The 26,070-nt window shown below is 68.0% G+C and carries 23 protein-coding genes and 2 riboswitches; of the genes, 11 read left to right on the forward strand and 12 right to left on the reverse strand.

Features of this window, described 5'->3' with window-relative positions; translation table 11 throughout:
* Window positions 1-120: 120 nt before the first annotated feature.
* Complete coding sequence (locus BST14_RS14375; RefSeq protein ID WP_169926089.1) at window positions 121-543, reverse strand: PaaI family thioesterase; 423 nt, start codon at window positions 541-543, stop codon at window positions 121-123.
* Window positions 544-858: 315 nt separating this feature from the next.
* Here BST14_RS14375 and BST14_RS14385 point away from each other — a divergent pair, with 315 nt between their 5' ends.
* The 7 genes from BST14_RS14385 (at window position 859) to mbtN (ending at window position 8,389) form a co-directional block, all read left to right on the forward strand.
* Window positions 859-1,278: a BlaI/MecI/CopY family transcriptional regulator gene (locus tag BST14_RS14385; protein ID WP_083065030.1), complete on the forward strand. Its 420-nt coding sequence runs from the start codon at window positions 859-861 to the stop codon at window positions 1,276-1,278.
* A 14-nt stretch (window positions 1,279-1,292) separates the two neighbouring features.
* Window positions 1,293-2,243 (forward strand): M56 family metallopeptidase, encoded by a 951-nt coding sequence (locus BST14_RS14390; RefSeq protein ID WP_083065031.1) that lies wholly within the window; start codon window positions 1,293-1,295, stop codon window positions 2,241-2,243.
* A 116-nt stretch (window positions 2,244-2,359) separates the two neighbouring features.
* Complete coding sequence (gene gnd, locus BST14_RS14395) at window positions 2,360-3,829, forward strand: NADP-dependent phosphogluconate dehydrogenase (protein WP_083065032.1); 1,470 nt, start codon at window positions 2,360-2,362, stop codon at window positions 3,827-3,829.
* A 52-nt stretch (window positions 3,830-3,881) separates the two neighbouring features.
* A complete protein-coding gene (locus BST14_RS14400; protein WP_083065033.1) occupies window positions 3,882-5,318 on the forward strand; it encodes a GuaB1 family IMP dehydrogenase-related protein in 1,437 nt (478 codons plus the stop codon).
* Between the two features lie 52 nt (window positions 5,319-5,370).
* Window positions 5,371-5,646 carry a mycobactin biosynthesis acyl carrier protein MbtL gene (gene mbtL / locus BST14_RS14405; RefSeq protein WP_083065034.1) on the forward strand — a complete coding sequence of 92 codons (276 nt, stop codon included), beginning with the start codon at window positions 5,371-5,373 and terminating at the stop codon, window positions 5,644-5,646.
* A complete protein-coding gene (gene mbtM / locus BST14_RS14410) occupies window positions 5,639-7,204 on the forward strand; it encodes a long-chain-fatty acid--ACP ligase MbtM (protein ID WP_083065035.1) in 1,566 nt (521 codons plus the stop codon). Before mbtL ends, mbtM begins: the two co-directional genes overlap by 8 nt.
* Window positions 7,205-8,389: a mycobactin biosynthesis acyl-ACP dehydrogenase MbtN gene (gene mbtN / locus BST14_RS14415; RefSeq protein WP_083065036.1), complete on the forward strand. Its 1,185-nt coding sequence runs from the start codon at window positions 7,205-7,207 to the stop codon at window positions 8,387-8,389.
* On the opposite strand, the gene BST14_RS14420 is transcribed toward mbtN, so the two are convergent.
* A complete protein-coding gene (locus BST14_RS14420) occupies window positions 8,356-8,973 on the reverse strand; it encodes a GNAT family N-acetyltransferase (RefSeq protein ID WP_083065037.1) in 618 nt (205 codons plus the stop codon). The two genes, mbtN and BST14_RS14420, sit on opposite strands and share 34 nt — an antisense overlap.
* Before the next feature lie 301 nt (window positions 8,974-9,274).
* Here BST14_RS14420 and BST14_RS14425 point away from each other — a divergent pair, with 301 nt between their 5' ends.
* The 4 genes from BST14_RS14425 to BST14_RS14440 all read left to right on the forward strand — a co-directional run bounded on the left by BST14_RS14425 (window position 9,275) and on the right by BST14_RS14440 (window position 16,370).
* Window positions 9,275-10,645, forward strand: a complete 1,371-nt coding sequence (locus BST14_RS14425) for a hemolysin family protein (protein WP_083065038.1) — start codon at window positions 9,275-9,277, stop codon at window positions 10,643-10,645.
* Complete coding sequence (locus BST14_RS14430; protein WP_083065039.1) at window positions 10,642-11,682, forward strand: hemolysin family protein; 1,041 nt, start codon at window positions 10,642-10,644, stop codon at window positions 11,680-11,682. Before BST14_RS14425 ends, BST14_RS14430 begins: the two co-directional genes overlap by 4 nt.
* A gap of 292 nt (window positions 11,683-11,974) precedes the next feature.
* On the forward strand, window positions 11,975-14,170 hold the full coding sequence (locus BST14_RS14435; RefSeq protein WP_083065040.1) for a malate synthase G: 2,196 nt from the start codon (window positions 11,975-11,977) through the stop codon (window positions 14,168-14,170).
* A 100-nt stretch (window positions 14,171-14,270) separates the two neighbouring features.
* Window positions 14,271-16,370 (forward strand): substrate-binding domain-containing protein, encoded by a 2,100-nt coding sequence (locus BST14_RS14440; protein ID WP_083065041.1) that lies wholly within the window; start codon window positions 14,271-14,273, stop codon window positions 16,368-16,370.
* Window positions 16,371-16,389: 19 nt separating this feature from the next.
* Here BST14_RS14440 and gcvP read toward each other — a convergent pair whose 3' ends face one another.
* From gcvP to BST14_RS14490, 10 genes are all read right to left on the reverse strand, one after another.
* Window positions 16,390-19,239: an aminomethyl-transferring glycine dehydrogenase gene (gene gcvP, locus BST14_RS14445; RefSeq protein WP_083065042.1), complete on the reverse strand. Its 2,850-nt coding sequence runs from the start codon at window positions 19,237-19,239 to the stop codon at window positions 16,390-16,392.
* A gap of 40 nt (window positions 19,240-19,279) precedes the next feature.
* Window positions 19,280-19,401, reverse strand: a riboswitch (glycine riboswitch).
* Window positions 19,402-19,499, reverse strand: a riboswitch (glycine riboswitch).
* 114 nt (window positions 19,500-19,613) lie between these two features.
* Entirely contained in the window at window positions 19,614-20,243 is a 630-nt protein-coding gene (locus tag BST14_RS14450; protein WP_083065043.1) for a MerR family transcriptional regulator, read from the reverse strand.
* Window positions 20,244-20,636: 393 nt separating this feature from the next.
* A complete protein-coding gene (locus tag BST14_RS14455; RefSeq protein ID WP_007771374.1) occupies window positions 20,637-21,131 on the reverse strand; it encodes a bifunctional nuclease family protein in 495 nt (164 codons plus the stop codon).
* A 112-nt stretch (window positions 21,132-21,243) separates the two neighbouring features.
* Window positions 21,244-21,996: a transcriptional regulator FtsR gene (ftsR, locus tag BST14_RS14460; RefSeq protein WP_083065044.1), complete on the reverse strand. Its 753-nt coding sequence runs from the start codon at window positions 21,994-21,996 to the stop codon at window positions 21,244-21,246.
* Window positions 21,996-22,457 carry a glycogen accumulation regulator GarA gene (gene garA / locus BST14_RS14465; RefSeq protein ID WP_438502165.1) on the reverse strand — a complete coding sequence of 154 codons (462 nt, stop codon included), beginning with the start codon at window positions 22,455-22,457 and terminating at the stop codon, window positions 21,996-21,998. The genes ftsR and garA overlap by 1 nt, the downstream gene beginning before the upstream one ends.
* A 295-nt stretch (window positions 22,458-22,752) precedes the next feature.
* Window positions 22,753-23,151 carry a glycine cleavage system protein GcvH gene (gcvH, locus tag BST14_RS14470; RefSeq protein ID WP_083065046.1) on the reverse strand — a complete coding sequence of 133 codons (399 nt, stop codon included), beginning with the start codon at window positions 23,149-23,151 and terminating at the stop codon, window positions 22,753-22,755.
* A gap of 28 nt (window positions 23,152-23,179) precedes the next feature.
* Entirely contained in the window at window positions 23,180-23,944 is a 765-nt protein-coding gene (locus BST14_RS14475; protein ID WP_083065065.1) for a DUF881 domain-containing protein, read from the reverse strand.
* A gap of 190 nt (window positions 23,945-24,134) precedes the next feature.
* On the reverse strand, window positions 24,135-24,467 hold the full coding sequence (locus BST14_RS14480; protein ID WP_007170008.1) for a small basic family protein: 333 nt from the start codon (window positions 24,465-24,467) through the stop codon (window positions 24,135-24,137).
* Window positions 24,468-24,522: 55 nt separating this feature from the next.
* On the reverse strand, window positions 24,523-25,437 hold the full coding sequence (locus BST14_RS14485) for a DUF881 domain-containing protein (protein ID WP_083065047.1): 915 nt from the start codon (window positions 25,435-25,437) through the stop codon (window positions 24,523-24,525).
* Window positions 25,430-26,059 carry a CDP-alcohol phosphatidyltransferase family protein gene (locus BST14_RS14490; protein WP_083065048.1) on the reverse strand — a complete coding sequence of 210 codons (630 nt, stop codon included), beginning with the start codon at window positions 26,057-26,059 and terminating at the stop codon, window positions 25,430-25,432. The genes BST14_RS14485 and BST14_RS14490 overlap by 8 nt, the downstream gene beginning before the upstream one ends.
* Window positions 26,060-26,070: the final 11 nt, after the last annotated feature.

Below are 26,070 nucleotides of genomic sequence, written 5' to 3' on the forward strand. Positions count from 1 at the left end.
ACCACACTCTGCCGCTGGCGGCCAGCCACCAGCATCACGACTCGCCACCGGCGTCACCAACGTGGTGACCTCCTACAGCTAGCTTGCCCGACAGCGCAATTCACCGATGGGGCCGCCCGATCAGCGGGTCTCGAGGTTCTGCAGCCGCACCTGACCGCGGGCGACGACGCGGTCGGCGTCGTCGGTGATGGTGACCAACCACAACTGTTGGCTGCGGCCGCGGTGGATCGGCTCGACGGTGCCGTACACCATGCCCGAGCCGATCGACCGCAAAAAGTCGGTGTTGTTGTTGACGCCCACCACGTTTCCGCCGCCTCGCGTGGCCAGCCAGGTGTAGGCCGCCACGCTGGCCATGCTTTCGATCATCGAGCAGTAAACGCCGCCGTGCACCAGCCCCATCGGCTGCAACAGCTTGGGGGTGACCTCGAGTTGGGCGCGCGCACCGTCGGGGCTGAGTTCGGTGAATTGCAGCCCGATCTCGCGGTCGAAGGGTGCGGAGAAGTCCGGCGGGATGATGGCTTGTTGCTGCTCTGGCACGTCCATGTGTCTACACCATGGCCCCGCAGGCGGTGTCGCAGCGGGATCTTGGCCCCGAAAACGGCGGAGCCCCGTGCCCGAGGGCACGGGGCTCGCCAATCGAGTGGACCGGGGGTCACTGCAGCCCTCAGGACTCTCGCACGGTCCGTTATCGCTCGACTCGATCAGCATAGGCAAGGCTGCCCTAACTTCGCAAGGGTATTGTCCTTCTCGTTCGCCCCGGAGGCGCGGCGGCCGGCACAGTGATTTGTCAACCTTCCGTACGACCGTCGGTAGTAAGCCGGAGTACGCTGGTTTCGACGCTCAGGAGATGAACGAACTATGGCCAAATTGACTCGGCTGGGGGATCTGGAACGGGCCGTCATGGACCACCTGTGGTCCACGCCCGAGCCTCAAACCGTTCGCCAGGTCCATGAGGTGTTGTCGGCGCAGCGCGATCTCGCCTACACCACGATCATGACCGTGCTGCAACGACTGGCCAAGAAGAACTTGGTGTCTCAGATCCGGGACGACCGGGCGCACCGGTACGCGCCGGTGCATGGTCGCGACGAGCTGGTCGCCGGGCTCATGGTGGACGCGCTGGCACAGGCCGAGGATTCGGGCGGCAGGCAGGCCGCGCTGGTGCACTTCGTGGAACGTGTCGGCGCCGACGAGGCGCAGGCGCTGCGGCGCGCGCTCGCCGAACTGGAAGCCAATCAACGCGATAACTCGCCATCTGCTGGCGCTGCACCGGAGGCCTGAGGGACACTTACGGTGTGTCCGCGCTGGCTTTCACGATTCTCGCGGTGCTACTGACCGGCCCGGTGCCGGCTATGTTGGCCCGCGCGCGCTGGCCGCTGCGCGCTCCCCGCGCCGCGATGGTGCTCTGGCAAGCCGTTGCGCTCGCCGCGGTGCTATCGGCGTTCAGCGCCGGCATCGCCATCGCCACCCGGCTGTTGATGCCCGGCCGCGACGGGCGTCCCACGACCAGCATCGTAGGCGCCGCCGACCGCCTCGGCTGGCCGCTCTGGGCGGCATACGTCAGCGTTTTCGCCCTGACCGTGCTGGTCGGCGCCCGGCTGATGGTCGCAGTGGTCCGGGTGGCCATCGCCAACCGGAAACGACGGGCCCATCACCGCATGGTGGTCGACCTGGTCGGAGTCGGGCATGGCGCGGCGCTGCCCCAGCCCTGCGCCCGCACCCGCGACCTCCGTGTGTTGGACGTCCCACAACCGCTGGCCTACTGCCTGCCCGGCGTGCGCAGCCGCGTGGTGGTCAGCGAGGGAACGCTGAGCACGCTCGCCGACCCCGAAGTGGAGGCGATCCTCACCCACGAGCGCGCCCATCTTCGGGCGCGGCACGATCTGGTGCTGGAGGCCTTCACCGCCGTGCACGCGGCGTTCCCGCGACTGGTCCGCAGCGCCAATGCGCTGGGCGCGGTCCAGCTTCTGGTGGAGTTGCTTGCCGACGACGCGGCGGTGCGCGCCGCGGGTCGCGCTCCCCTGGCGAGGGCGCTGGTGGCCTGCGCGTCCGGGCGGGCCCCGTCGGGCGCGCTTGCGGCCAGCGGTCCCAGCACGGTGCTGCGGGTGCGCCGGCTGGGCGGACGCGGTAACAGCCCAATGCTGTCGGCGGCCGCATACCTGGCCGCGGCCGCGGTCTTCGTGGTGCCCACGGTCGCGCTGGCCGTCCCCTGGCTCACCGAGCTGGAACGCCTGTTCAACGTCTGACGCCGCCGAAGACCGATCACCCCGGGCGCGTGACGGTGCGCTGTGCCACAGTGTCACAGAAAGCTTTTCGACAAAGTTCTTCAAAGACAAAGTTCTTAAAATGGAGAGGCGACAACATGAGTTCGTCGGATGCTGACTCCGGAGCCAGGACCGGCACGGCGCAGATCGGCGTCACGGGCCTGGCCGTGATGGGTTCGAACATCGCCCGCAACTTCGCACGGCACGGCTACACGGTGGCGCTGCACAACCGGTCGATCGCTAAAACCGACGCGCTGCTCAAAGAGCACGGCGACGAGGGCAAGTTCGTGCGATCGGAGACCATCGCCGAATTCCTGGACGCGCTGGAAAAACCGCGCCGGGTGCTCATCATGGTCAAGGCTGGTGAACCCACCGACGCCGTCATCAACGAGCTCGCCGACGCCATGGAAGAAGGCGACATCATCATCGACGGCGGTAACGCCCTCTACACCGACACCATCCGCCGGGAGAAGGCGATGCGCGAGCGCGGGCTGCACTTCGTCGGCGCCGGCATCTCCGGCGGTGAGGAGGGCGCGCTCAACGGCCCGTCGATCATGCCGGGCGGTCCGGCCGAGTCCTACACGTCGCTGGGCCCGCTGCTCGAGGAGATCTCCGCGCACGTCGACGGGGTGCCGTGCTGCACCCACATCGGCCCCGATGGCGCCGGGCACTTCGTCAAGATGGTGCACAACGGCATCGAGTACTCCGACATGCAGCTGATCGGCGAGGCCTACCAGTTGTTGCGCGACGGCCTGGGCAAGACCGCCGGTGAGATCGCCGACGTGTTCGCCGAGTGGAACTCCGGCGACCTGGAAAGTTTTCTCATCGAGATCACCGCCGAGGTGCTGCGCCAGACCGACGCCAGGACCGGCAAGCCGCTGGTCGACCTCATCCTCGACGAGGCCGAGCAAAAGGGCACCGGCCGCTGGACGGTGAAGTCCGCCCTGGATCTCGGCGTACCCGTGACCGGCATCGCCGAGGCGGTGTTCGCCCGCGCCCTGTCCGGCTCGATCGCCCAGCGCAAGGCCACCACCGGCCTCGCGTCCGGCCAGCTCGGTGAGAAGCCCGGCGACGCAGCGCGATTCATCGACGACGTCAGCAAGGCGCTGTACGCGTCGAAGATCATCGCCTACGCCCAGGGCTTCAACCAGATCCAGGCGGGCAGCGCCGAGTACGACTGGGGCATCACCCCCGGCGACATGGCGACTATCTGGCGCGGCGGCTGCATCATCCGGGCCAAATTCCTCAACCGCATCAAGGAGGCGTTCGACGCCGACGCCGAGCTGCCCTCCCTGATCGTCGCGCCCTACTTCCGCAGTGCCATCGAGGAGTCGATCGATAGCTGGCGCCGGGTCGTGGTGAAGGCCACCGAACTCGGCATCCCGATCCCCGGTTTCGCCTCGGCGCTGTCCTACTACGACGCACTGCGCACCGAGCGGCTACCGGCCGCCCTCACCCAGGGCCTGCGGGATTTCTTCGGCGCGCACACCTACGGGCGCATCGACGACGACCCGGCCAAGCGTTTCCACACACTGTGGAGCGGGGACCGCACCGAAGTGCCCGCATAGGGGTAACACACCATGGGCGCAAAGGGGGCTTGAGTTTGGTGGGGCGATTGCGATGAGGTTTCTCGACGGGCACCGACCCGCATACGACCTGACCTACAACGACGTCTTCGTGATGCCGAACCGCTCGGAGGTCGCGTCCCGCTTCGACGTCGACCTGTCCACCGACGACGGCTCGGGCACCACGATTCCGGTCGTCGTCGCCAACATGACCGCGGTGGCAGGCCGGCGAATGGCCGAAACCGTTGCGCGGCGCGGCGGCCTCGTCATCCTGCCGCAGGATCTCCCGATCACCGCGGTGCAGCAGACGGTGGACTTCGTCAAGAGCCGCGACCTGGTGCTCGACACCCCGGTGGTGCTCGGACCCGACGATTCGGTGTCCGACGCGACGGCGCTGATCCACAAGCGTGCGCACGGTGTCGCGGTGGTGGCCTTCGAGGGCCGTCCGCTCGGCCTGGTCAGCGAGTCGTCGTGCCTGGGTGTGGATCGCTTCACCCGGGTGCGCGACGTCGCGATGACCGATTTCGTCAGCGCCCCGGTGGGAACGGACCCGCGCAAGGCCTTCGATCTGCTCGAGCAGTCACCCATCGGTGTCGCGGTGGTGACGAACGCCGACGGCACGCTGGCCGGCGTGCTGACCCGCACCGGCGCCATCCGGGCGGGCCTGTACACCCCGGCGGTCGACGCGCGCGGCCGGCTGCGGGTGGGCGCGGCCGTCGGCATCAACGGCGACGTCGGAGCCAAGGCCCGGTCGCTGGTCGAGGCCGGCATCGACGTGCTGGTCATCGACACGGCGCACGGGCACCAGGTCAAAACCGTCGAGGCGATCCGGACCGTCGCGGCGCTGCAGTTGGGGGTGCCGCTGGTGGCCGGCAACGTCGTTTCCGCCGAGGGCGCCCGCGACCTGCTGGACGCCGGCGCCAACATCGTCAAGGTCGGCGTCGGACCGGGCGCGATGTGCACCACCCGGATGATGACCGGCGTCGGCCGCCCCCAATTCTCCGCCGTCGTCGAATGCGCTGCGGCCGCAAGGGAACTGGGTGGGCACGTGTGGGCCGACGGCGGCATCCGGCACCCGCGGGACGTGGCGCTGGCGCTGGCCGCCGGGGCGTCCAACGTGATGATCGGATCGTGGTTCGCCGGCACCTACGAGTCACCCGGCGACCTGATGCGCGACCGCGACGACCAGCCGTATAAGGAGAGCTACGGCATGGCATCCAAACGCGCAGTGGTCGCGCGCAGCGGGGCGGAAACGGCGTTCGACCGGGCCCGCAAAGCGCTGTTCGAGGAGGGCATTTCGACGTCGCGGATGGGGTTGGATCCGGCGCGAGGCGGTGTCGAGGACCTGCTCGATCACATCACCTCCGGCGTGCGCAGCACCTGCACCTATGTCGGTGCCGCGAACCTGGCGCAGCTCCATGACCGGGCGGTGATCGGGGTGCAGTCGACCGCGGGCTTCGCCGAGGGTCACCCATTACCGCAGGGGTGGTGACACGACGGGATAGGGTAGCCTTGCCTAACTTCGCCTGCTAATCTACTGCGCCATGACCCCCTCTTCCCCCACGCCTTCGGCCTCCCCTGCTCAAGTCAGCGCGCAGCTGCTCAGCATCTTGCGCGACGAGCTCAATGTCGACGCATCGCGGGTAACGCCCGACGCCCGGCTGGTCGACGACGTCGGATTGGATTCGGTCGCCTTCGCCGTGGGCATGGTGGCGATCGAAGAGCGGCTGGGCGTCACGCTGTCGGAAGAGGAACTGCTGAGCTGCGACACCGTCGCAGACCTGCAGGCCGCGATCGCCGCGAAACCCCGCGATGAGTGAACTGGCCGACGCGCTGACGGACGCGATGCGCACAGGCACCAGCGAACTGGTTGTCTTCGACCGCGAGACATCGGCGTGGGGCCGCCATCCCTGGCCGGAAGTGCACGGGCTCGCCGAGAGCATCGCCGCATGGCTGCTCGATCGGGGCCGCCCGGCCGCGGTGGGGCTCGTCGGTGAGCCAACCCTCGAGTTCGTCGCCGCCATCCAGGGCGCGTGGCTCGCGGGCGCCGCCGTGTCGATCCTGCCCGGTCCCGTGCGCGGCGCCGAAGGCCGGCAATGGGCGGCGTCGACGCTCACCCGGTTCGGCGGCATCGGCGTGCGCACCTTCTTGAGTCACGGCTCGTATCTCGACGCCTTGCTGGCGTTGGACCTCGCCGCCGGGCCCGGCGACATGGTCATCGAAAGCCTCACCGCAGCCGCACATACGGGCCGCTCATGCGCTGCGGTTGCTGCAAACGGGAATCCGGCAATCTTGCAAGGCACGGCGGGGTCGACCGGGTCGCCCAAGACGGCCATGCTCTCGCCGGGCGCTGTGCTGGCCAATCTGCGCGGGCTCAATCAGCGCCTATGCGTGACACCGGACGATGTCGGCTGCTCGTGGCTGCCGCTGTACCACGATATGGGCCTGTCCTTCCTGCTCGCCTCGGCGCTGGGCGGGATGTCGCTATGGCTGGCGCCCACAGCGGCTTTCACCGCCTCGCCGTTTCGCTGGCTGAGTTGGCTGTCGGAGAGCCGGACGACGATCACCGCCGCGCCCAACTTCGCCTACAACCTGGTGGGCAGGTACGCCCGCCGAGTGTCCGACGTCGACCTCGGCGCGGTGCGGGTGGCCATCAACGGCGGCGAACCGGTCGACTGCGAGGGATACCAAAGGTTCGCAGACGCGATGGCTCCCTTCGGTTTCCACGCCGGTGCCGCGACGCCGTCTTACGGGCTGGCCGAATCGACCTGCGCCGTCACCGTGCCCGCCCCGGGCACCGGGCTGCGCGTGGCTGGCGTCACCGACGAGACGGGATCGCATCGCCATGCGGTGCTGGGCCAGCCGATTGCGGGCACCGAGATCCGCATCACGCCGCACGACGACGCCGACGGCGAGATCGGTGAGATCGAGATCCGCGGCGCCTCGATGATGGACGGCTACCACGACCACCCGCCCGTGGTTCGCGAAAACTGGTTCCCCACCGGCGATCTCGGCTTCTTCGACCAAGGAGGGCTGGTGGTGTGCGGTCGGGCCAAGGAGCTCATCACCCTCGCGGGCCGCAACATCTTCCCGACCGAGATCGAGACGGTCGCCGCCGGAGTCCGTGGAGTCCGCGAGGGCGCCGTGGTGGCAATGGGCATCGGCGAACGGTCCGCTCGCCCGGGCCTGATCGTCGCCGCCGAATTCCGCGGGGCGGACCAGGCGGGCGCTCGCGCCGATATCGTCCGGCGCGTCGCATCCATGTGTGGCGTCGTGGCCTCCGACGTCATCTTCGTGGCACCGGGATCGCTGCCACGAACGTCGTCGGGCAAATTACGCCGGCTGGAAGTCCGGCGCACCCTGGAGGCGGTGGACTAAGTGACGTCAACATCGGTCACGACCGAGGCATCGGGCACCACTCTCGACGACTATCGGCGGCTGCTCGCCGGCGCGTTCGACGACCGCATGCTGGCCAGGACGGCTGAAGCCGAAGCGCGGCAACGCTTTCCGCGGGAGCTGATCGAGCACCTGGGCGCCTGCGGCGTGTTCAGCCAGAAGTGGGGCACCGCACCACTCCCCGACGTGGCCCGGCTGGTTGAACTGGCGCTCGCGCTGGGCGGGCTGTCGTCGGCCGGCATCGGCGTCGGCGTCAGCCTGCACGACTCGGCCATCTGCGTGCTGCGCCGATTCGGCAGATCGGATTACCTCAAGGACATCTGCGCGCAGGCGATTCGCGGCACGGCCGTGCTGTGCATCGGGGCCTCCGAGGAGTCGGGCGGCTCGGATCTGCAGATCGTCCGCACCGAAATATCCTCTCGGAATGGCGGTTTCGATGTTCGCGGGATAAAAAAGTTCGTGTCGCTGTCCTCCACCGCCGACCACATCTTGGTGGTGGCGCGCAGCGTCGACCACGACCGGGCCAGCAAACACGGCAACGTGGCGCTGATCGCAGTGCCGACCGCCCAGGTCACCGTGCAGCGGCCCTACAATAAGGTCGGCGCCGGGCCGCTGGACACCGCCGCCGTGCACATCGACACCTGGGTGCCCGCCGACGCGCTGGTCGCGCGGGCCGGCACCGGGCTGGCCGCAATCAGCTGGGGGCTGGCGCACGAACGGATGTCGATCGCCGGGCAGATCGCCGCGTCATGCCAGCGGGCGATCGGAATCACGTTGGCCCGCATGATGACTCGACGACAATTCGGCCACACCCTGTTTGAGCATCAGGCGCTGCGGCTGCGGATGGCGGATTTGCAGACGCGCGTCGATCTGCTGCGACACGGGTTGAACGGCATCGCCGCGCAGGGTCGCCTGGACCTGCGCGCCGCCGCGGGCGTCAAGGTGACCGCGGCCCGCCTCGGCGAAGAGGTGATGTCGGAGTGCATGCACATCTTCGGCGGCTCGGGGTATCTCGTCGACGAGACGCCGCTGGGGGCGTGGTGGCGCGACATGAAGCTGGCCCGGGTCGGTGGCGGCACCGACGAGGTGTTGTGGGAGTTGGTGGCCGCCGGGATGGCGCCCGATTACCGCGGCTACGAGTCGCTGGCGGGGGCTTCCAGCGCGTAGAGCGCCATACGCCGGTTGGTGGTGTCGTGTTCGCCGAGAAACTTGCATCCCACGTACTCGCACAGTCGGCGCGCGGTGGTGTTGCGATGATCGGGGTCGAACATGACCCGTCGGCACCGCGGCTCCGCCGAGAAGATGCTGGCCACGATCCGGGGCAACAGCATGGGGCCCAGGCCCCGGTTCAGAAGTTTCAGGTCCGCGATCGCGGCGTGCAGCCCCAGGTCGTACGGCTCGGCGTCGTAGTGGCGAGAAATCAAATCTCTTGCGCCCCAATAGAGTTCGAGGTAAGCGCAATCCCTGCCCCGGATGCTGCCCAGCAACGGCAGGGAATACGTCCCGTCCAGCTGGGCGCTCAGGTGCTGCCGCCACCGCGGTGCCGGCCAGTCGTATTCCCACGCCTGCGCCAGGTGCGGACGGTTCATCCACTCGCTCACCATGTCCACGTCCTCGAGCCGCGCCGCGCGCATGCCGAAGGGCGGATCCAGCGTGGGAACCGGTGGGCGGGGAACGCGAGCCACCTCGTCGGGGATGTCGAAGCGTTCGCGCAAAAGGACATGAATGGACGGCGTCTGAGCGTCGGACATAGTGCGCAAAGCCTACCGGGTAAGGTTAGGCAAACCATAGTTGGTCCCGATGGGTCGGGGCGACCGGCGTGCCCGCGGTGGGCAGCGCCGTGCGGCCGCGGCCGGGCTAGCATAAGACAGCAAAGACGGAAGCAACCGCGACCGGCCCGCCATCTGGCAGCGAAAGGATCGACGTGCCGCAGGCACCCGTGCAGGCCATCGGGCTACGGGCGCACGGGCCATCAGACGAACCGCCCGACGCGGAGCCTCCCCCGGGGCCTTCGCACTTCAGCAACGCATTCCCGTCAAAGCGGCGTAGGTCATGAACGTCACCGTCACCGTGATCAGCGTGGTGGCAATCGCGGTGCTCATCTTCGGCAATGCCGTCTTCGTCGCCGCGGAGTTCTCGCTGACCACCTTGGACCGCAGCGCGGTGGAGGCGAACGCGCGCCGCGGCGGGCGGCGCGACCGCTGGATCCGCCGCGCCCACCACCGGCTGTCGTTTCAACTGTCCGGCGCCCAGCTGGGCATCTCGATCACCACCCTGGCGGCCGGTTACCTGACCGATCCTATGGTGGACGACCTGCCGCACCCGTGGCTCGATGCGATCGGCATGTCCGACAAGGCCGGCGACGCGATCATGGCCTTTTTGGTGCTGGCGATCGTGACCTCGGTATCGATGGTGTTCGGTGAGCTCGTCCCCAAATACCTCGCGGTGGCCCGGCCGCTGTCCACGGCCCGCGCGGTCGTCAGCGCCCAGCTGGTGTTCTCGCTGCTGCTGACCCCGGCGATCCGGCTGACCAACGGCGCGGCGAACTGGATCGTGCGCCGGCTGGGCGTCGAACCAGCCGAGGAGTTGCGGTCGGCTCGTTCACCCCAGGAGCTGTTGTCGCTGGTGCGTTCGTCGGCGCGCAGCGGCGCGCTGGACGCCGCCACGGCCGCCTTGGTCCGCCGATCGCTGCAGTTCGGCACGCTGAGCGCCGAGGAGCTGATGACGCCCCGCTCCAAGATCGTGGCGCTGCAGACCGACGACACCGTCGCCGACCTGGTGACCGCGGCCGCCGAGTCCGGGTTCTCCCGGTTCCCGATCGTCGACGGCGACCTCGACGAGACGGTCGGCATCGTGCACGTCAAGCAGGTGTTCGCCATCCCGCGCGCCGAACGGGCCCGCACCCGGCTGATCACGGTGGCCCAGCCCGTTCCCAAGGTGCCGTCCACCCTTGACGGCGACGCGGTGATGGCCGAGATCCGGGCCAACAGCCTGCAGACCGCGCTGGTCGTCGACGAGTACGGCGGCACCGCGGGCATGGTGACCGTCGAGGACCTGATCGAAGAAATCGTCGGCGACGTCCGCGACGAGCACGACGACGCCACCCCGGACGTGGTGCCCGCCGGCAGCGGCTGGCGGGTCTCGGGCCTGCTGCGCATCGACGAGGTGGCCGCCGCCACCGGTTTCCGGGCGCCGGAAGGCCCCTACGAGACCATCGGCGGCCTGGTGCTGCGCGAGATCGGTCACATCCCGGTGGCCGGCGACACGGTCAAGCTGCCCGCGCTGGACGCGAACGGCCTGCTGGACCAGATGACCCAATGGCAGGCGACGGTCATCCGGATGGACGGCCGCCGGATCGACCTGCTGGAGCTGATCGAACTGAGCAACCACGGCGAGGTCCCGGCCGCCGGAGGGCGCCGATGAGCGACGCCATGGGCCTGCTGCTGGCCTGCCTCCTGATCGGGGTGAACGCGTTTTTCGTCGGCGCGGAGTTCTCGCTGATCTCGGCGCGCCGCGATCGCCTCGAGGCGCTGGCCGAACAGGGCAGAGCGGCCGCGGTCACAGTGATCCGCGCCGGGGAGCAACTGCCGTCGATGCTGGCCGGTGCCCAATTGGGTGTCACGGCCGCGTCGCTGCTGCTCGGGCGGATCGGCGAGTCGACGGTGTCCAGTGTGCTGCGAACGGCGCTGGGGCTGACCGCGATTCACCCGGCGCTGCTGCACACGCTGTCGTTCGGGATCGCGCTGGCGATCGTGGTGACCCTGCACGTGCTGCTGGGCGAAATGGTGCCGAAGAACATTGCCCTGGCCGGTCCGGAGCGCACCGCGATGCTGCTCGTCCCGCCGTATCTGGCCTATGTGCGGGCCGCCCGGCCGTTCATCGTGTTCTACAACAAATGCGCCAACGTGGTGGTGCGTGCATTTGGTGTCGAACCCAAGGACGAGCTGGAGATCACGGTCTCGCCCGTCGAGCTCAGCGAGATGATCGCGGAGTCCGAATCCGAAGGCCTGCTGGACCGCGAGGAGCGCACCCGACTCACCCGGGCGCTGCAAATCCGCCACCGCGTCGTCGGCGACGTGGCGGTCCCCCTCGGCGCGGTGCACGCGGTGCCGGTGGCCGCGGCGGGCTCGGGGCCGACCGTCGGGGCGGTCGAGCAGGCCCTGGCCCAGACCGGCTACTCCCGGTTTCCGGTGGCCAGCGTCGGCGGTGTGTTCGTCGGATATCTGCACATCAAGGACGTGCTGACCCTCGACGACGATCCACGGACCGTGATCGATCTGGCGATGGTGCGGCCGCTGCCGCGGCTGTCCCGGTCACTGCCGCTGGCCGATGCCCTGTCCCGGATGCGCCGCAGCAACAGCCATCTGGCGTTGGTCACCGGCGAGACCGGCGCCGTGGTCGCGATGGTGGCGATGGAAGACCTGGTTGAAGACCTCGTCGGGACCATGCGCGACGCGTAGCGGCACTGGTCTGGCCGGGACGACTGCGCGCAGCCCGTATGATCTTCACGGCTACCAGTTAAGAAGTGCTGGGGGCGGGCGACCGCCGGCGCGCGGAACATGCGTTGCTGGACACAGGCCCCGGTGCTCGCCGCAGCGTTGTTCTCGGGGCGGTCAGCGCGGCCTGACCTGCGCCTGCCGGGTCGGGTGAATAACGCTGGCCACGCTTGCGCTCGGTAGGCTTATGACATTGCCAATCTCGGCCTGTCCGGCTCATGGACGGTCCGGTGCGGCTTATTGACGGAGGAGAATCATGACTGATCGCGTGTCGGTGGGGAACTTGCGCGTGGCCCGAGTGCTCTACGACTTCGTGAACAACGAGGCGTTGCCCGGCACCGACATCGACCCGGACAGCTTCTGGGCGGGCGTCGACAAGGTCGTCACCGACCTCACCCCCAAGAACCAAGATCTGCTGCGCCGCCGTGACGAGCTGCAGGCCCAGATCGACAGGTGGCACCGGCAGCGCGTCATCGAGCCGCTCGACATCGACGCGTATCGCGAGTTCCTCGTCGAAATCGGTTATCTGCTGCCCGAACCCGCGGATTTCACCATCACCACCTCCGGCGTTGACGACGAGATCACCACGACCGCCGGCCCGCAGCTGGTGGTTCCGGTGCTCAATGCGCGGTTCGCGCTCAACGCCGCCAACGCGCGGTGGGGTTCGTTGTATGACGCCCTCTACGGCACCGACGTCATCCCGGAGGATGACGGCGCCGAGAAGGGCACGAGCTACAACAAGGTCCGCGGCGACAAGGTGATCGCCTACGCGCGCAAGTTCCTCGACGAGGCGGTGCCGCTGGAATCCGGGTCGTGGGCCGACGCGACGGGCCTGTCCGTCGAAGACGCCCGGCTCGAGGTCGCGACCGCCGACGGCTCCGTCGGCCTGGCCAGCCCGGAGAAGTTCGCCGGCTACAGCGGCGAGCTCGGCTCTCCGAGCTGGTCGGTTCTGCTGGTCAACCATGGCCTGCACATCGAGATTTTGATCGATCCCGAATCACCGGTCGGCAAGACCGACTCGGCGGGCATCAAGGACGTGGTTCTGGAATCGGCCGTCACCACGATCATGGACTTCGAGGATTCGGTGGCCGCGGTGGACGCCGACGACAAGGTGCTCGGCTACCGCAACTGGCTCGGGCTGAACAAGGGCGACCTCTCCGAAGAGGTCAGCAAGGACGGCAAGACCTTCACCCGGGTGCTCAACGAGGACCGCACCTACTCCACACCCGACGGCGAGGGCGAGCTGACCTTGCCGGGCCGCAGCCTGCTGTTCGTGCGCAACGTGGGCCATCTGATGACCAACGACGCGATCGTGGACGCCGAGGGTAACGAGGTGTTCGAGGGCATCATGGACGCGCTGTTCACCGGCCTGACCGCGATCCACGGGCTCAAGACCAGCGACGCCAGCGGCCCGTTGCAGAACAGCCGCACCGGGTCCATCTACATCGTCAAGCCCAAGATGCACGGGCCCGACGAGGTCGCCTACACCTGCGAGCTATTCAGCCGCGTCGAAGACGTCCTCGGCCTGCCCCAGGGCACCTTGAAGGTCGGCATCATGGACGAGGAACGACGCACCACCGTCAACCTCAAGGCCTGCATCAAGGCCGCGGCCGACCGGGTCGTGTTCATCAACACCGGCTTCCTGGACCGCACCGGCGACGAGATCCACACCTCGATGGAGGCCGGCCCGATGATCCGCAAGGGGGCGATGAAGAACAGCACCTGGATCAAGGCTTACGAGGACGCCAACGTCGACATCGGCCTGGCCGCCGGCTTCAAGGGCAAGGCCCAGATCGGCAAGGGCATGTGGGCGATGACCGAACTGATGGCCGACATGGTCGAGCAGAAGATCGGCCAGCCCAAAGCGGGCGCCACCACCGCGTGGGTGCCCTCCCCGACGGCGGCCACCCTGCATGCGATGCACTACCACTACGTCGACGTGGGCGCCGTGCAGGAGGAACTGGCCGGCAAGAAGCGCACCAAGATCGAGGACTTGCTGACCATCCCGCTGGCCAAGGAACTGGCCTGGGCTCCCGAGGAGATCCGCGAAGAGGTCGACAACAACTGCCAGTCCATCCTGGGCTACGTGGTGCGCTGGGTCGCCCAAGGCGTCGGCTGCTCCAAGGTGCCCGACATCCACGACGTGGCGCTCATGGAAGACCGTGCCACGCTGCGGATTTCGAGCCAACTGCTGGCCAACTGGCTGCGCCACGGGGTGATCACCGAACGGGACGTGCGGGCCAGCCTGGAGCGGATGGCCCCGCTGGTCGACGAACAGAACGCCAAGGACGCGGCATACCTGCCGATGGCGCCCGACTTCGACGACAGCCTGGCCTTCCTCGCCGCCCAGGATCTGATCCTGACCGGAACGCAGCAGCCCAACGGTTACACCGAGCCGATCCTGCATCGCCGTCGGCGGGAAGTTAAGGCACGCGCCCCGCAGTCGAATTGAGCCCGCGCTCAGTTCGGATTCGAACGTGGTATAGCGCCCCCGGTGACTAAGATCGGCGCCGAGTTAACGATGGATCGATGGAAAGGCCGAGGGCACTGCTATGGGTAGGCACAGTGCGCCCGACCCTGACGACTCCCTCGACGAGCCATCTCGCGACGACGTCGTCGACGAGCCGTCTCGAGGCGAAGAGGCAGGATTTCACCGCCGGGATGCCGGCCGCGATGAGGAAGCCGGACTCTACTCCGACGAGAGTGACTATTTCGACGAGGATGACTATTTCGACGAGGGTTACTACTACTCCGACGAGCCTGGCCATGCCGATGACGACACCTACCCGGCCGAGGGTGCCTTCGTAGACAGCGCCGCCGACGATTACCCGGAATTCCGGCCACGGCAGGCTGCCTCGTCGCCTCCGGAGCCGGCGACCGCGTCGTCGCTCTTCCGGGGCGGACATCGCGGGCTCGGTGACTGGCGGGGCGGTCACCGCAGCGATGGGGGACGCCGCGGCGTCAGCATCGGCGTGATCGCGGCGCTGGTTGCGGTCGTGGTCGTGGTCGGATCGGTGATCCTGTGGAGCTTCTTCGGTGACGCGCTGTCCAAGCGTTCGCACAAGGCGGCCGGCGGCTGCGTCGGGGGCCAGGAGACCGTGCCCGTCGTTGCCGACCCGTCCATCGCCGAAACCATCGGGCAACTCGCGGAAAGCTACAACAAATCCGCCGGGCCGATCGGTGACCGCTGCATGGTGGTCAGCGTCAAGCCGGCCGGCTCCGACGCCGTGCTGAACGGTTTCATCGGCAAGTGGCCCGCGGAACTGGGCGGCCAGCCAGCGTTGTGGATCCCGGGCAGTTCGATTTCCGCGGCGCGACTCGCCGGGGCCACGGTGCAAAAAACCGTCACCGAAAGCCATTCGCTGGCCACCTCGCCGGTGGTGCTCGCCCTCCGGCCCCAACTCGCGCCGGCCCTGGCCAACCAGAACTGGGCGGCGCTGCCCGGGCTGCAAACCAATCCGAATGCATTGGCGGGGCTGAATTTACCGGGTTGGGGCTCGCTACGCTTGGCGCTGCCGATGAACGGCAATGCGGACGCATCGTTTCTGGCCGGAGAGGCGGTGGCGGCCGCATCGGTACCGCCCGGCGCCCCGGTGACGCAGGGCACCGGCGCGGTGCGCAGCTTGTTGAGCGCACAACCCAAGCTCGCCGACAACTCGCTGACCGAGGCGATGAACACACTGCTGAAGCCGGGTGACGCCGCTACCGCGCCGGTGCACGCGGTGATCACCACCGAACAGCAACTCTTCCAGCGCGGACAATCGTTGCCAGACGCCGAGGGCGCCTTGGCGTTCTGGCTGCCGCCGGGGTCCGCGGCGGTCGCCGACTACCCGACCGTGCTGCTCAGCGGTTCGTGGCTCACCCGCGAGCAGGCCTCGGCGGCCAGCGAGTTCTCGCGTTTCATGCACAAGTCCGACCAGCTGGCCAAGCTGGCCAAGGCCGGCTTCCGCGTCAACGGGGTGAAACCGCCCAGCAGCCCGGTCACCAATTTCCCGGCGCTGCCGGCCGCGCTGTCGGTCGGTGACGACCCGATGCGCGCCACCCTCGCCGAGGCGATGGCCAGCCCGTCAAGCGGACAGGCCACGACCATCATGCTCGACCAGTCGATGCCGGGCCAGGAGGGCGGAAAAACCCGGCTGGCCAACGTGATCGGGGCGCTGCAGGACAAGATCAAGGCGCTGCCCCCGACCGCGGTGGTGGGCCTGTGGACGTTCGACGGCCACGAGGGCCGTTCGGAGGTAACCAGCGGACCGTTGTCCGACCCCGTCAACGGCCAGCCGCGTTCGGCCGCACTGGCCGCCGCGCTGGACAAGCAGTACTCGTCGGGCGGCGGCGCCGTGTCATTCACCACACTGCGGATGCTCTACCAGGAGATGCAGGCCAATTACCATGCGGGCCAGACGAATTCGATCCTGTTGATCACCGCGGGGCCACACACCGACCAGACGTTGGACGGGCCGGGGCTACAGGACTTCATCCGCAAGAGCGCCGATCCGGCCAAGCCCATCGCGGTGAACGTCATCGATTTCGGTGCCGACCCGGACCGGGCGACCTGGGAAGCGGTCGCGCAACTCAGTGGCGGCAGCTACCAGAACCTCCCGACGTCGGCGTCCCCCGACCTCGCGTCGGCGGTCAACAACTTTTTGAGCTGAGGGTAGACCGGCCGGGCCGTCAGGCGAACGCCTCCACCGGGGGGCACGAGCAGACCAGATTGCGGTCGCCGTAGGCGCCGTCGATGCGGCGCACCGGCGGCCACACCTTGGGCCGGAACTCTTTGCCCAAGGGGTAGGCGGCCTGCTCCCGGGTGTACAGGTGATCCCAATCGCTGACCACCAGGCACTCGGCCGTGTGCGGTGCACCGCGCAGCGGGTTGTCGTCGACGGGCCACTCCCCCGTGCCCACCCGATCGATTTCGGCGCGGATGGCGATCATGGCGTCGCAGAACGCGTCGACCTCGGTCAGGGTCTCGCTCTCGGTGGGCTCCACCATCAGCGTGCCGGCCACCGGGAAGCTCATGGTCGGTGCGTGAAACCCGTAGTCCGCCAGGCGCTTTGCCACATCGTCGACGGTGACACCGGTGGACTTGGTGATGCCCCGCAGGTCCAGGATGCATTCGTGGGCGACCATCCCGTTCTCGCCGGTGTAGAGCACCGGGAAATACTCGTCGAGGCGCCGGGCGATGTAGTTGGCCGACGTGATCGCGGTCAGCGAGGCCGCGCGGAGCCCCTCGGCGCCCATCATCCTGATGTAGGCCCAGCTGATCGGCATTATCGATGCCGACCCGTAGGGCGCCGCCGACACCGGATGCCCGTGGGGCAACTCGGGGGCGTGCGGGTGCCCGGGCAGAAACGGCGCCAGATGCGAGCGCACCGCCACCGGCCCGACCCCAGGACCGCCACCGCCGTGCGGAATGCAGAACGTCTTGTGCAGATTCAGGTGGCTGACGTCGCCGCCGAACTTGCCCGGCCTGGCCAGACCGACCAGCGCGTTGAGGTTGGCGCCGTCGACGTAGACCTGGCCGCCGGCGTCGTGCACGGCCGCGCAGATCTCGGCGATGTCGTGCTCGTAGACGCCGTGCGTGGACGGATAGGTGATCATCAGCGTGGACAGCCGGTCGCGGTGCTCGCCTACCTTGGCGCGCAGGTCGTCGAGATCCACGTCGCCGTTGGTGTGGCAGGCCACCACGACGACCCGCATCCCGGCCAGGGCCGCCGACGCCGCGTTGGTGCCGTGCGCGCTGGACGGGATAAGGCAGATATCGCGGTGCGGTTCCCCGCGGCTGGCGTGGTACTCGTGGATGGCCAGCAGGCCGGCGTACTCGCCCTGCGACCCGGCGTTGGGCTGCAGCGAGATGGCGTCGTAACCGGTGATCTGCACCAGCCAGCTCTCCAGGTCGGCGATGAGACGCCGCAGCCCCGGGGTGTCGGACGCGGGCGCGAACGGATGCTGGCGGGCGAATTCCGGCCAGGTGATGGGTTGCATCTCCGCGGCGGCGTTCAGCTTCATGGTGCATGACCCGAGCGGAATCATGCTGCGGTCCAACGCGATATCTTTGTCCGCCAGCGCGCGCAGGTAGCGCATCATCGCCGTCTCGGTGCGGTACTGCGTAAAGGCGGGATGGGTGAGGAACTCCGACGTGCGGGTGACGATGTCGGCACCGGCACCGGCACCCGCCTGCCCGGTGGGTTGCACCCCGAAGGCCTCGAGCACCGCGGCGACGTGGTCGTCGGTGGTGGCCTCGTCGCAGGCCACCGACACGTGGTCGTCGTCGACCCGCCACAGGTTGATGTTCTTGGCCTTGGCCGCGGCGATCACCTGGGCGGCGCGCCCGGGCACCCGCGCCAGCACGGTGTCGAAGTACCTGTCGTGCACCACCTGCGTGTCGGTCGCCGAGCCGAGGGCGGCGGCGATCGCCCCCGCGTGACCGTGGACGCGGCGCGCGATCGCCGTCAGCCCCTCGGCCCCGTGGTAGCTGGCGTACATCGCGGCCATCACCGCCAGCAGCACCTGCGCGGTACAGATGTTGCTGGTCGCCTTGTCGCGGCGGATGTGCTGTTCGCGGGTCTGCAGCGCCAGCCGGTAGGCCGGCGAACCGTCGGCGTCCAACGACACCCCGACCAGCCGGCCCGGCAGCTGACGCGCGTGGTTGGCGTGCACCGCCAGGTAGCCGGCGTGTGGACCCCCGAATCCCATTGGCACGCCGAATCTTTGGGTGCTGCCGAAGGCGACGTCGGCGCCGATCTCGCCCGGCGGCGCGATCAGCGTCATGGCGAGCAGATCTGCGCCGATCGCGACCAAAGCGCCGCGCTCATGGGCCTGCTCGACCAGGCCCGCCCAGTCGGTGACCCGGCCGCAGGCCCCCGGCAGCTGCGCGATGACGCCGAAGAAGTCGCCGTCGGGCAGGCCGTCACGCAGGTCGGCGGTGACGATCTCGATGCCCAGCGGCTTGGCCCGGGTGGCCAAGACGGCCGCGGTCTGGGCGAAGACGTCGGCGTCCACGGCCAGGCGGTTGGTCTTGCCGCGCGCGGCCCGGTGCATCAGGGTCATGGCCTCCGCCGCGGCCGTGCCCTCATCGAGCATCGATGCGTTGGCGACCTCGAGGCCGGTGAGGTCGGCGACCATGGTCTGGAAGTTCAGCAGCGCCTCGAGCCGGCCCTGGCTGATCTCCGGCTGATACGGCGTGTACGCGGTGTACCAGGCCGGGTTTTCCAGGATGTTGCGCAGCAACACCGGCGGGGTGAGCGTGTCGTAGTAGCCCTGCCCGATCATGGACACGGCCACCGTGTTGGCCTCGGCCAGCGACCGCAGCTCGGCGAGCGCCTCGGTCTCGGTGGCCGCCGGCGGCAGCCGGTCCAGACCCGGCGCGACTCCGTCGTCGCCCAGCCGGTCCAAAATTCCGGCCGGAACCGCCTTGGCGGCCAGTTCGTCCAACGAGTCGACACCGATGACGGCGAGCATGGCCGCGATGGCCTGGCTGTCCGGGCCGATGTGCCGAGCTGCGAAAGTAAATTGATCGGACACTGGAACTCCTGACGAAGACGTAAAGGCAGAGGACTAACGGCCCTCTCCCTCTGTCTTCACCCATTCGCCGGGCGCCTGAGAGATTCGGCGCGCGATGCCGAGCGCCTTTCCCCATCGGCGGGCGCGGACCGCGCGGGCCCGCGCCGCTTTCCAGAGGCATCATGGTGTCGCGCGGTCCGGGTGCCTGAGAGGTTGACGGAGAGGTGTTGCTCCTTCGGCGTCCGTGACTGGCAGCCACGAAACTCTCCCGCACGAAAGCGATGCGCTGCCCAGCTTACTCGGCCGCGTGATTTACCCGCGAGCGTGCGGGTCCGTACTGCGACACGCCGTCACTGATGTACAACTGCGCACGATCGCGCGCAGAAAGGTGGCCGTCAGCCGATCTTGCGGTCGCGGTGCTTGCGCCGGGACGCCAGCTCGTCCTCGGGCTCGGCGATCGATTCGCCGCCGTCGGCCCGTTCGCCCGGGAAGTCCGCGATGACACCGGTCAGCTCGCGCATGGCGCCGGACACGGCGATGCCGAAAACGCCCTGCCCGCCCTGCAGGAGGTCGACGACCTCTTCGGCCGAGGTGCACTCATAAACGGTGGTGCCGTCGGAGAACAGGGTGATGTTGGCCAGGTCCTGGACGCCACGCTGACGCAGATGATCGACGGCGACCCGGATGTTGTGCAACGAGATCCCGGTGTCCAGCAACCGCTTGACGATCTTGAGGACCAGGATGTCCTTGAACGAATAGAGGCGCTGGCTGCCCGACCCCGCCGCGCTACGGATCGACGGGACCACCAGTGAGGTGCGTGCCCAGTAGTCCAGCTGGCGGTACGTGATGCCGGCAATCTGGCACGCACTGGGGCCGCGGTATCCGACCAGCTCGTCGGGCACGGAGTCGTCCGGGAAGAGGCCGGGCTGCACGGGTGCGCTGGCCACGGTGACGCTGCGGTCACTGGGCGCCGGGTTACCGCTGTCCGCTAGGTTGAGCTGCTCTTGGCGTGGCTGCTCGCTCACGGTGCTTCCTCTCCGCGATCGCGCTCTCGTCGTTTGGCTGCGTCTGAAGGATGCATCGCAGCCGCGTTTGCTCAAGCCCGAGTGCTAGTAGAGCTTACGCTCTGTAGATAGCCACCGCGCCTGTAGTCGCGATCAAAGTATGGCCGCCGCGGGGCCAAGTGGGCGAGCTATCCGCCAGCGTGTCGAGATCACGGATCCGTTTGAGATGCATCCGTGATGTCGTCATTGGGGCTAAACGAGCCGGTTCGCCCATCCAAAAGCGCTGGTAGCGGGCCGGCTGCGCACGATTGCCCGCCTCCTCAACACCCCGCCACGCGGGCTGCATCGTCGGCCGGCTGCGCACGATTGCCCGCCTCCTCAACACCCCGCCACGCGGGCTGCATCGTCGGCCGGCTAGGTGGCCTTGAAATCGTCCGGAGACACGCTGTCGAGAAATTCCTTGAACTTCTCCACCTCGTCCTCCCGGACGGCGGTGCCGCCTTCCTCGTCGCTCTCGTCCGGAATCAGCAGACCGGCCTGGGCGAGCACGCCTTCCTCGACGTAAATGGGCACGCCGACCCGAAGCGCGATCGCCACCGAGTCCGAGGGCCGGGCCGACACGGTGATGTTGCGGTCGAACACCAGGTCAGCGTAGAAAGTGCCCTCTTGCAGATCGACGATCCGCACTTCTTTGAGCGAATGCCCAAGCGCGGCAATGACATCCCTGATCAAATCGTGCGTCAACGGGCGAGGGGGCTCGACGCCTTGCTGCTCGAGGGCGATGGCGGCGGCCTCCGACTGACCGATCCAGATCGGAAGGTAACGATCACCGTTGGTTTCGCGCAGTAACAGCACCGGCTGGTTCTGCGGCTGCTCTACGCGAATGCCGACAACACGAACTTCACCCATTTGTGTCTGCCCTCCGCATTATGGCGCCGGTTGAATTGGTTACTCGCCAGGACGGCGAGGTGAAAAGTCCGCCCTACTGCCGAAAACCAAGCTGTCGACCGAAGTCTAGTCCTCACCGATCCAGAACGTCGCGAACGGCGGATTTGATCAACGACGTGTGCAAGGTGATGGCGAGCGCCGCGACCTCGCGCGCCAAATCGTCGGCGCGATCGCGGGCGCCCGCCTTGCCGGCTTTGACTACCGGCCCGGCGATTTGGGCGATCAGGTCCGACTGCCGATCGGCGGCCGAGCGGAAAGCCCGCAGGTGCCGTGGCTCGACACCGTAGTCCGACAGCGCCCGGGCGCATTGCAGGATGACCACCGCGTGCTCGTCGAAAAATCCGGCGGGCCCGGTGGTGATGACTCCCGCTTTCACCAGCCCGGTCAGCAGCTCGTCATCCACGCCCGCGCGCTGCAGCAGCTCTTCGCGGCTCAGCCGGACGTGGGTCGGGGCCACCGCAGACGTGTCCGAGCGCGCGTCCGCCCCCGCGGCGTCCGCGGATCCCGCTACCGACACCAGCCGCGGGACCGGATAGGACGTCTTGACGGGCGGCAACTCCCCGTCGGGCTGGGCGTCCAGTTGCGCCCTGATGACCTTCAGCGGCAGATAGTGATCACGCTGCGCGGTAAGGATGAATCGCAACCGGGCGCAGTCGTATGCGGTGAACCTTCGATACCCCGACGCGGCCCGCTGCGGCGTCACCAGCCCCTCGGCCTCGAGGAAGCGGATCTTGGAGATGGTGACATCGGGGAAGTCCGGCCTCAGCAATTCCAAGACCGCCCCGATCGACATCCCGGCCAGTGCCGAGCTATCGGGTGCGCCCACTAGCCTGAAGATCCTCCATCCTCACCCTGCTTGGGTCCGGTCAGAAACACCAAGCGGAACTTGCCGATCTGCACTTCGTCACCGTTGGCAAGCACCGCCGAGTCCACGGGCTCACGGTTCACGTAAGTGCCGTTGAGACTACCAACGTCGACGACGCTGAATTCGTTGTTTTCCAACCTGAATTCGGCGTGCCGGCGGCTGACGGTCACGTCATCGAGAAAAATGTCGCTGTCCGGGTGCCGGCCGGCGGCCGTGGTGGCCTGATCCAGCAGAAATCGCGAACCGGCGTTCGGTCCCCGCTTGACGACCAGCAACGCCGAACCCGCCGGGAGCCCTTCGACTCCAGATACCGCGCTCTCGGTTCCCGCCTGCGCGGGCGCGTCCAATTCATTGAGGAAGTCCGCACGAAAGACCGACGTCGTCTCTACCGTGACTTCGTCCGAATTCTGGTCGTTGTCCATGTCCGTCACGCGCTGCTCCTCACTGGCTGCTGTGGCGTTACCTGACCGGGCCGCTCGGCCGGCTTGTGCACCAGGTTTCGTTGCCCGGTATGCCGTTTACTTCCGTTTCGTACTGTCAAAGTGTCTGTCACATGTCTCTCGGCGATCTTCGAAGGTCTTCAAAGGTCGATGTGTCGACGGTACCGCGCACCGGCCTGCAATGCGCCCACCACCTGACGAACGGAAACTCCGATTCCCCCGTACCCTTGTCCCCCCGCTCGCCGGCGGCGCGGGGCTGCAGGGACATTAGCAATCGTCATTCGGTCAGCGTTCCGCGGTAGGCCTCCGCGTCGAGCAGCGAAGAAATCGTCGACTCCAATTCGCCGACCTCGGATACCTGGACATCCAGCAACCAACCGGCCCCGTACGGGTCGGAATTGACCAGTTGCGGACTGCCGTCCAGATCGGTGTTGACCGCCGAAACTTTGCCCGAGACCGGGGCATACAAGTCCGAGACCGATTTGGTTGATTCGACCTCACCGAAGGATTCGCCCGCGGTCAACTCGGCGCCCACGTCGGGCAGCTGCACGAAAACCACATCGCCCAACGCCGACTGCGCAAAATCGGTGATGCCCACCCGCACGGTGTCGTCCCCACTTCGACGAACCCATTCGTGTTCGGCGGTGTAGCGCAGATCGGGCGGGATATCGCTCACGAGTGATCCTGTTCTGTTCGGGTGATGCTTACTTGACGGGCTGAGCGTATTGGTGCGGTTTTGCTTGCCGCAAGGTGGTCACGTCCACGCGATCGGCCTGCTGGACCGACATGCGCCCACCGACGCGCTTGACGGTGTCCTGCGCGCCGCCGGGAATGTTCATGGCCGCGGCCAACGTGGGTGGATCCCCAATCGCCAGAATCGAATACGGCGGCGACAGCGTTTTCGCGTCGATGGTCAGCGATCCGGGCGCCCCCACCACCCAGGTGTCGACACCCACTCGCACCGATTGGTGTGCATCGTTGACCTCGATCGCCTCGGCGCCGGCCGCCCGCAACTCGTTGATCACGTCGAGCATCGCCTCGGGCGACACCCCGGGTCCGGGATCCTCGACCGTGACGGTGACGCCGGGCCCCGTGGCACCGACCGCCCCGACCAGGATGGACAGGGCCGCCAGCCTGGATTGCGCGGCCTGGATGGCGGCCTGGTCGTTGTTTCCCGACGCCTGCAATGCATTCAGCGTGTTCTGTAGCTCGTTCACCTCGGTGTTGAGCGTGCCTTCGCGCTGCCGCAACGAATCCAGCAGCACCAACAGGTCGGCCGGCCGGGCCGTCTCCAGCGCGTCACCCGACTCGGTCTGGCGGACCTGGGTGACGATCGCGAGGCCCAGCAGCAGACACAGCATGGCGGCCAGCGTCCCGAACGCCATCCGGGACCGGCCGCCGAGCACCCTCCCGGATAGCCCGGTGCGGTGTACCGCACCGATACCGGGACGCGGGCTCTTCGCGGCCAGCTCGTGGCGGCCGCGCGGCGAAGCCTGCTGCGAGGTCGCACCGGACCCGGGGCGAGCGGGCCCGGTCGACCCGTCACCACTGTGGCCGGCGGCTCGTTGGCCGCCGGCGCGATCTTCGGGATCCCGGCTCACGTTTGACCTCGACTCGCCGCTAATCTTCACCGCTTCGCTTCACATCGTCGCCCGCGGGTCACGCCCCGAACAGCCTGCGGCGCAGCGCGGCTGCATTGCCGAAGATGCGGATACCCAGCACGACGATGATGGCGGTGGACAATTGGGTGCCTACGCCCAATTGGTCACCGACATAGACGATCAAGGCGGCCACGAACACGTTGAACACGAACGAAATCACGAAGACTTTCGGGTCGAAGATCCGTTCCAGATACGCACGCAACCCACCGAACACGGCGTCCAGCGCCGCGACCACCGCGATCGGCAGATAGGGCTGCACGACTTCGGGCACCGCAGGGTGAAAAACGAGGCCGAGCACGATGCCGATCGCCAGCGCTGCGATACCGATCATGCGTGGTTTCCCGTCCGCGTCTCGCGCAGCCGAACGCGTCTGTTCAAAACTTCTCTCACTGTGGCCCAATCTGCTTGGCGAACTTGACATCCCGGGTCGATCCGGCAGGGAGGGTTAGACCGTCGGCGGCGTCCACCGTAACCACGACACCGTAGGAAATCTGCAACAGCCTCAGTCGCTGCATGCCGGGGCTGTTGTCGAAGACGTCGCGCATCGCCCGCGGCGGCCCGATGGCCAGGACCGTGTACGGGCTGCTGGTCGGGTTGTTGTCGACCAGGATCGCGCCCCCGGCCTGCCGAATCGTCACGTTCGGCCCGATCCGCACGCCCCCGACGGAGATCGCCTCGGCGCCGCTCGCCCACAACGAGTTGACCAGCAACTGCAAATCGCGGTCGAGGATGATCTGCCTGCTGCCGCTGACCCGCTGTTTGGACACGTCGGACAGGTTCGGGCCGGCGCCGGGATCGGTCACGGTCACCTTGAGGCCCGGCCCGATGACCGCCGTGCTGGCCGCGGCCAGGCTCAGCGCGTCGAGGCGTTTCAGCAGCCGCTGCCCCTCGGCGTCGTCGGCCAGGGCGTGGCGCTGCACGTCGTCGACGCGCGTCGCGAGCTCGCCGCGGCGCTGGGCCAGCTTGGCCGCGGAACCCTCCGCCGAGCGCACATTGCCCAACAGCAACTGCTGGGCGGTGCGCACCCCGGGCGCCACCGAGCGGGCCTGCGCGACCGCGGCCGCGAACACCGTGGCGATCAGCAGCGCCGCCAGCGCCTGCCAGAGCCAGCCGGCCATCCGCCGGCGTCCGCCGGTTGCGCCGCGCTTGGCCGCCGCCGCGGCGTAGCCGGGGTCGAGATGCTCGGACAGCAGGGCGCGCAGCAGCGACGGCACCGGGATCTGTTTCGGCCGCGACGCCACATGCGCGCTGTGACCGGCGTTGGGGTCATAGCCGCCGAGCAGGCGGTCCGTATCAGCCATGATCAGCCACCTTCGCCGTGGCCGACGGACGAGAACGGCGATCGACCTTGGGCATGCGTCGCAGCACAAGAATCATCTGCACCGCATACTGCACGAACGCCCACAGGTAGGCGTACATGCCCCAGATCAGGAAGGCCCATCCGCACGCCCCGATCACGCGGCTCCACAGCGCGTCCCAGGTGCCCAGCAACACCAGCGGAAAGCCGGACATCAGGGCGAACGTCGCGGCCTTGCCGATGTAGGTCACCGGCAGCGCCGAAAGGCCGCGACTCCACAGCAGCGGCAGCGTCGCCGCCAACAGGCCGTCGCGCGCGAGCAGCACGATGACGAACCACCAGGGCACGATGCCGCTGAGCGCGAGCACGATCGGCACCGCCACCATGTAGAGGCGGTCGACCGCCGGGTCGAGCAGCACCCCGAGCCGGGAGGACTGATTCAGCAGCCGGGCGATCTTGCCGTCGGCCCAGTCCGAGGCGCCACTGAACATCAGGATCCCGACGGCCCATCCGTTGGCGTGGGCGACCAGCAGGGCGTAGACGAACACCGGGATCAGGGCCAGGCGGACAGCGCTGAGCGCGTTGGGCACCGTCAGCACCCGGTTGGGCGGAAGCACCGGCTCCATGAGCCGTGACC

This window comes from Mycobacterium arosiense ATCC BAA-1401 = DSM 45069, from assembly GCF_002086125.1.
GTDB lineage: Bacteria > Actinomycetota > Actinomycetes > Mycobacteriales > Mycobacteriaceae > Mycobacterium > Mycobacterium arosiense.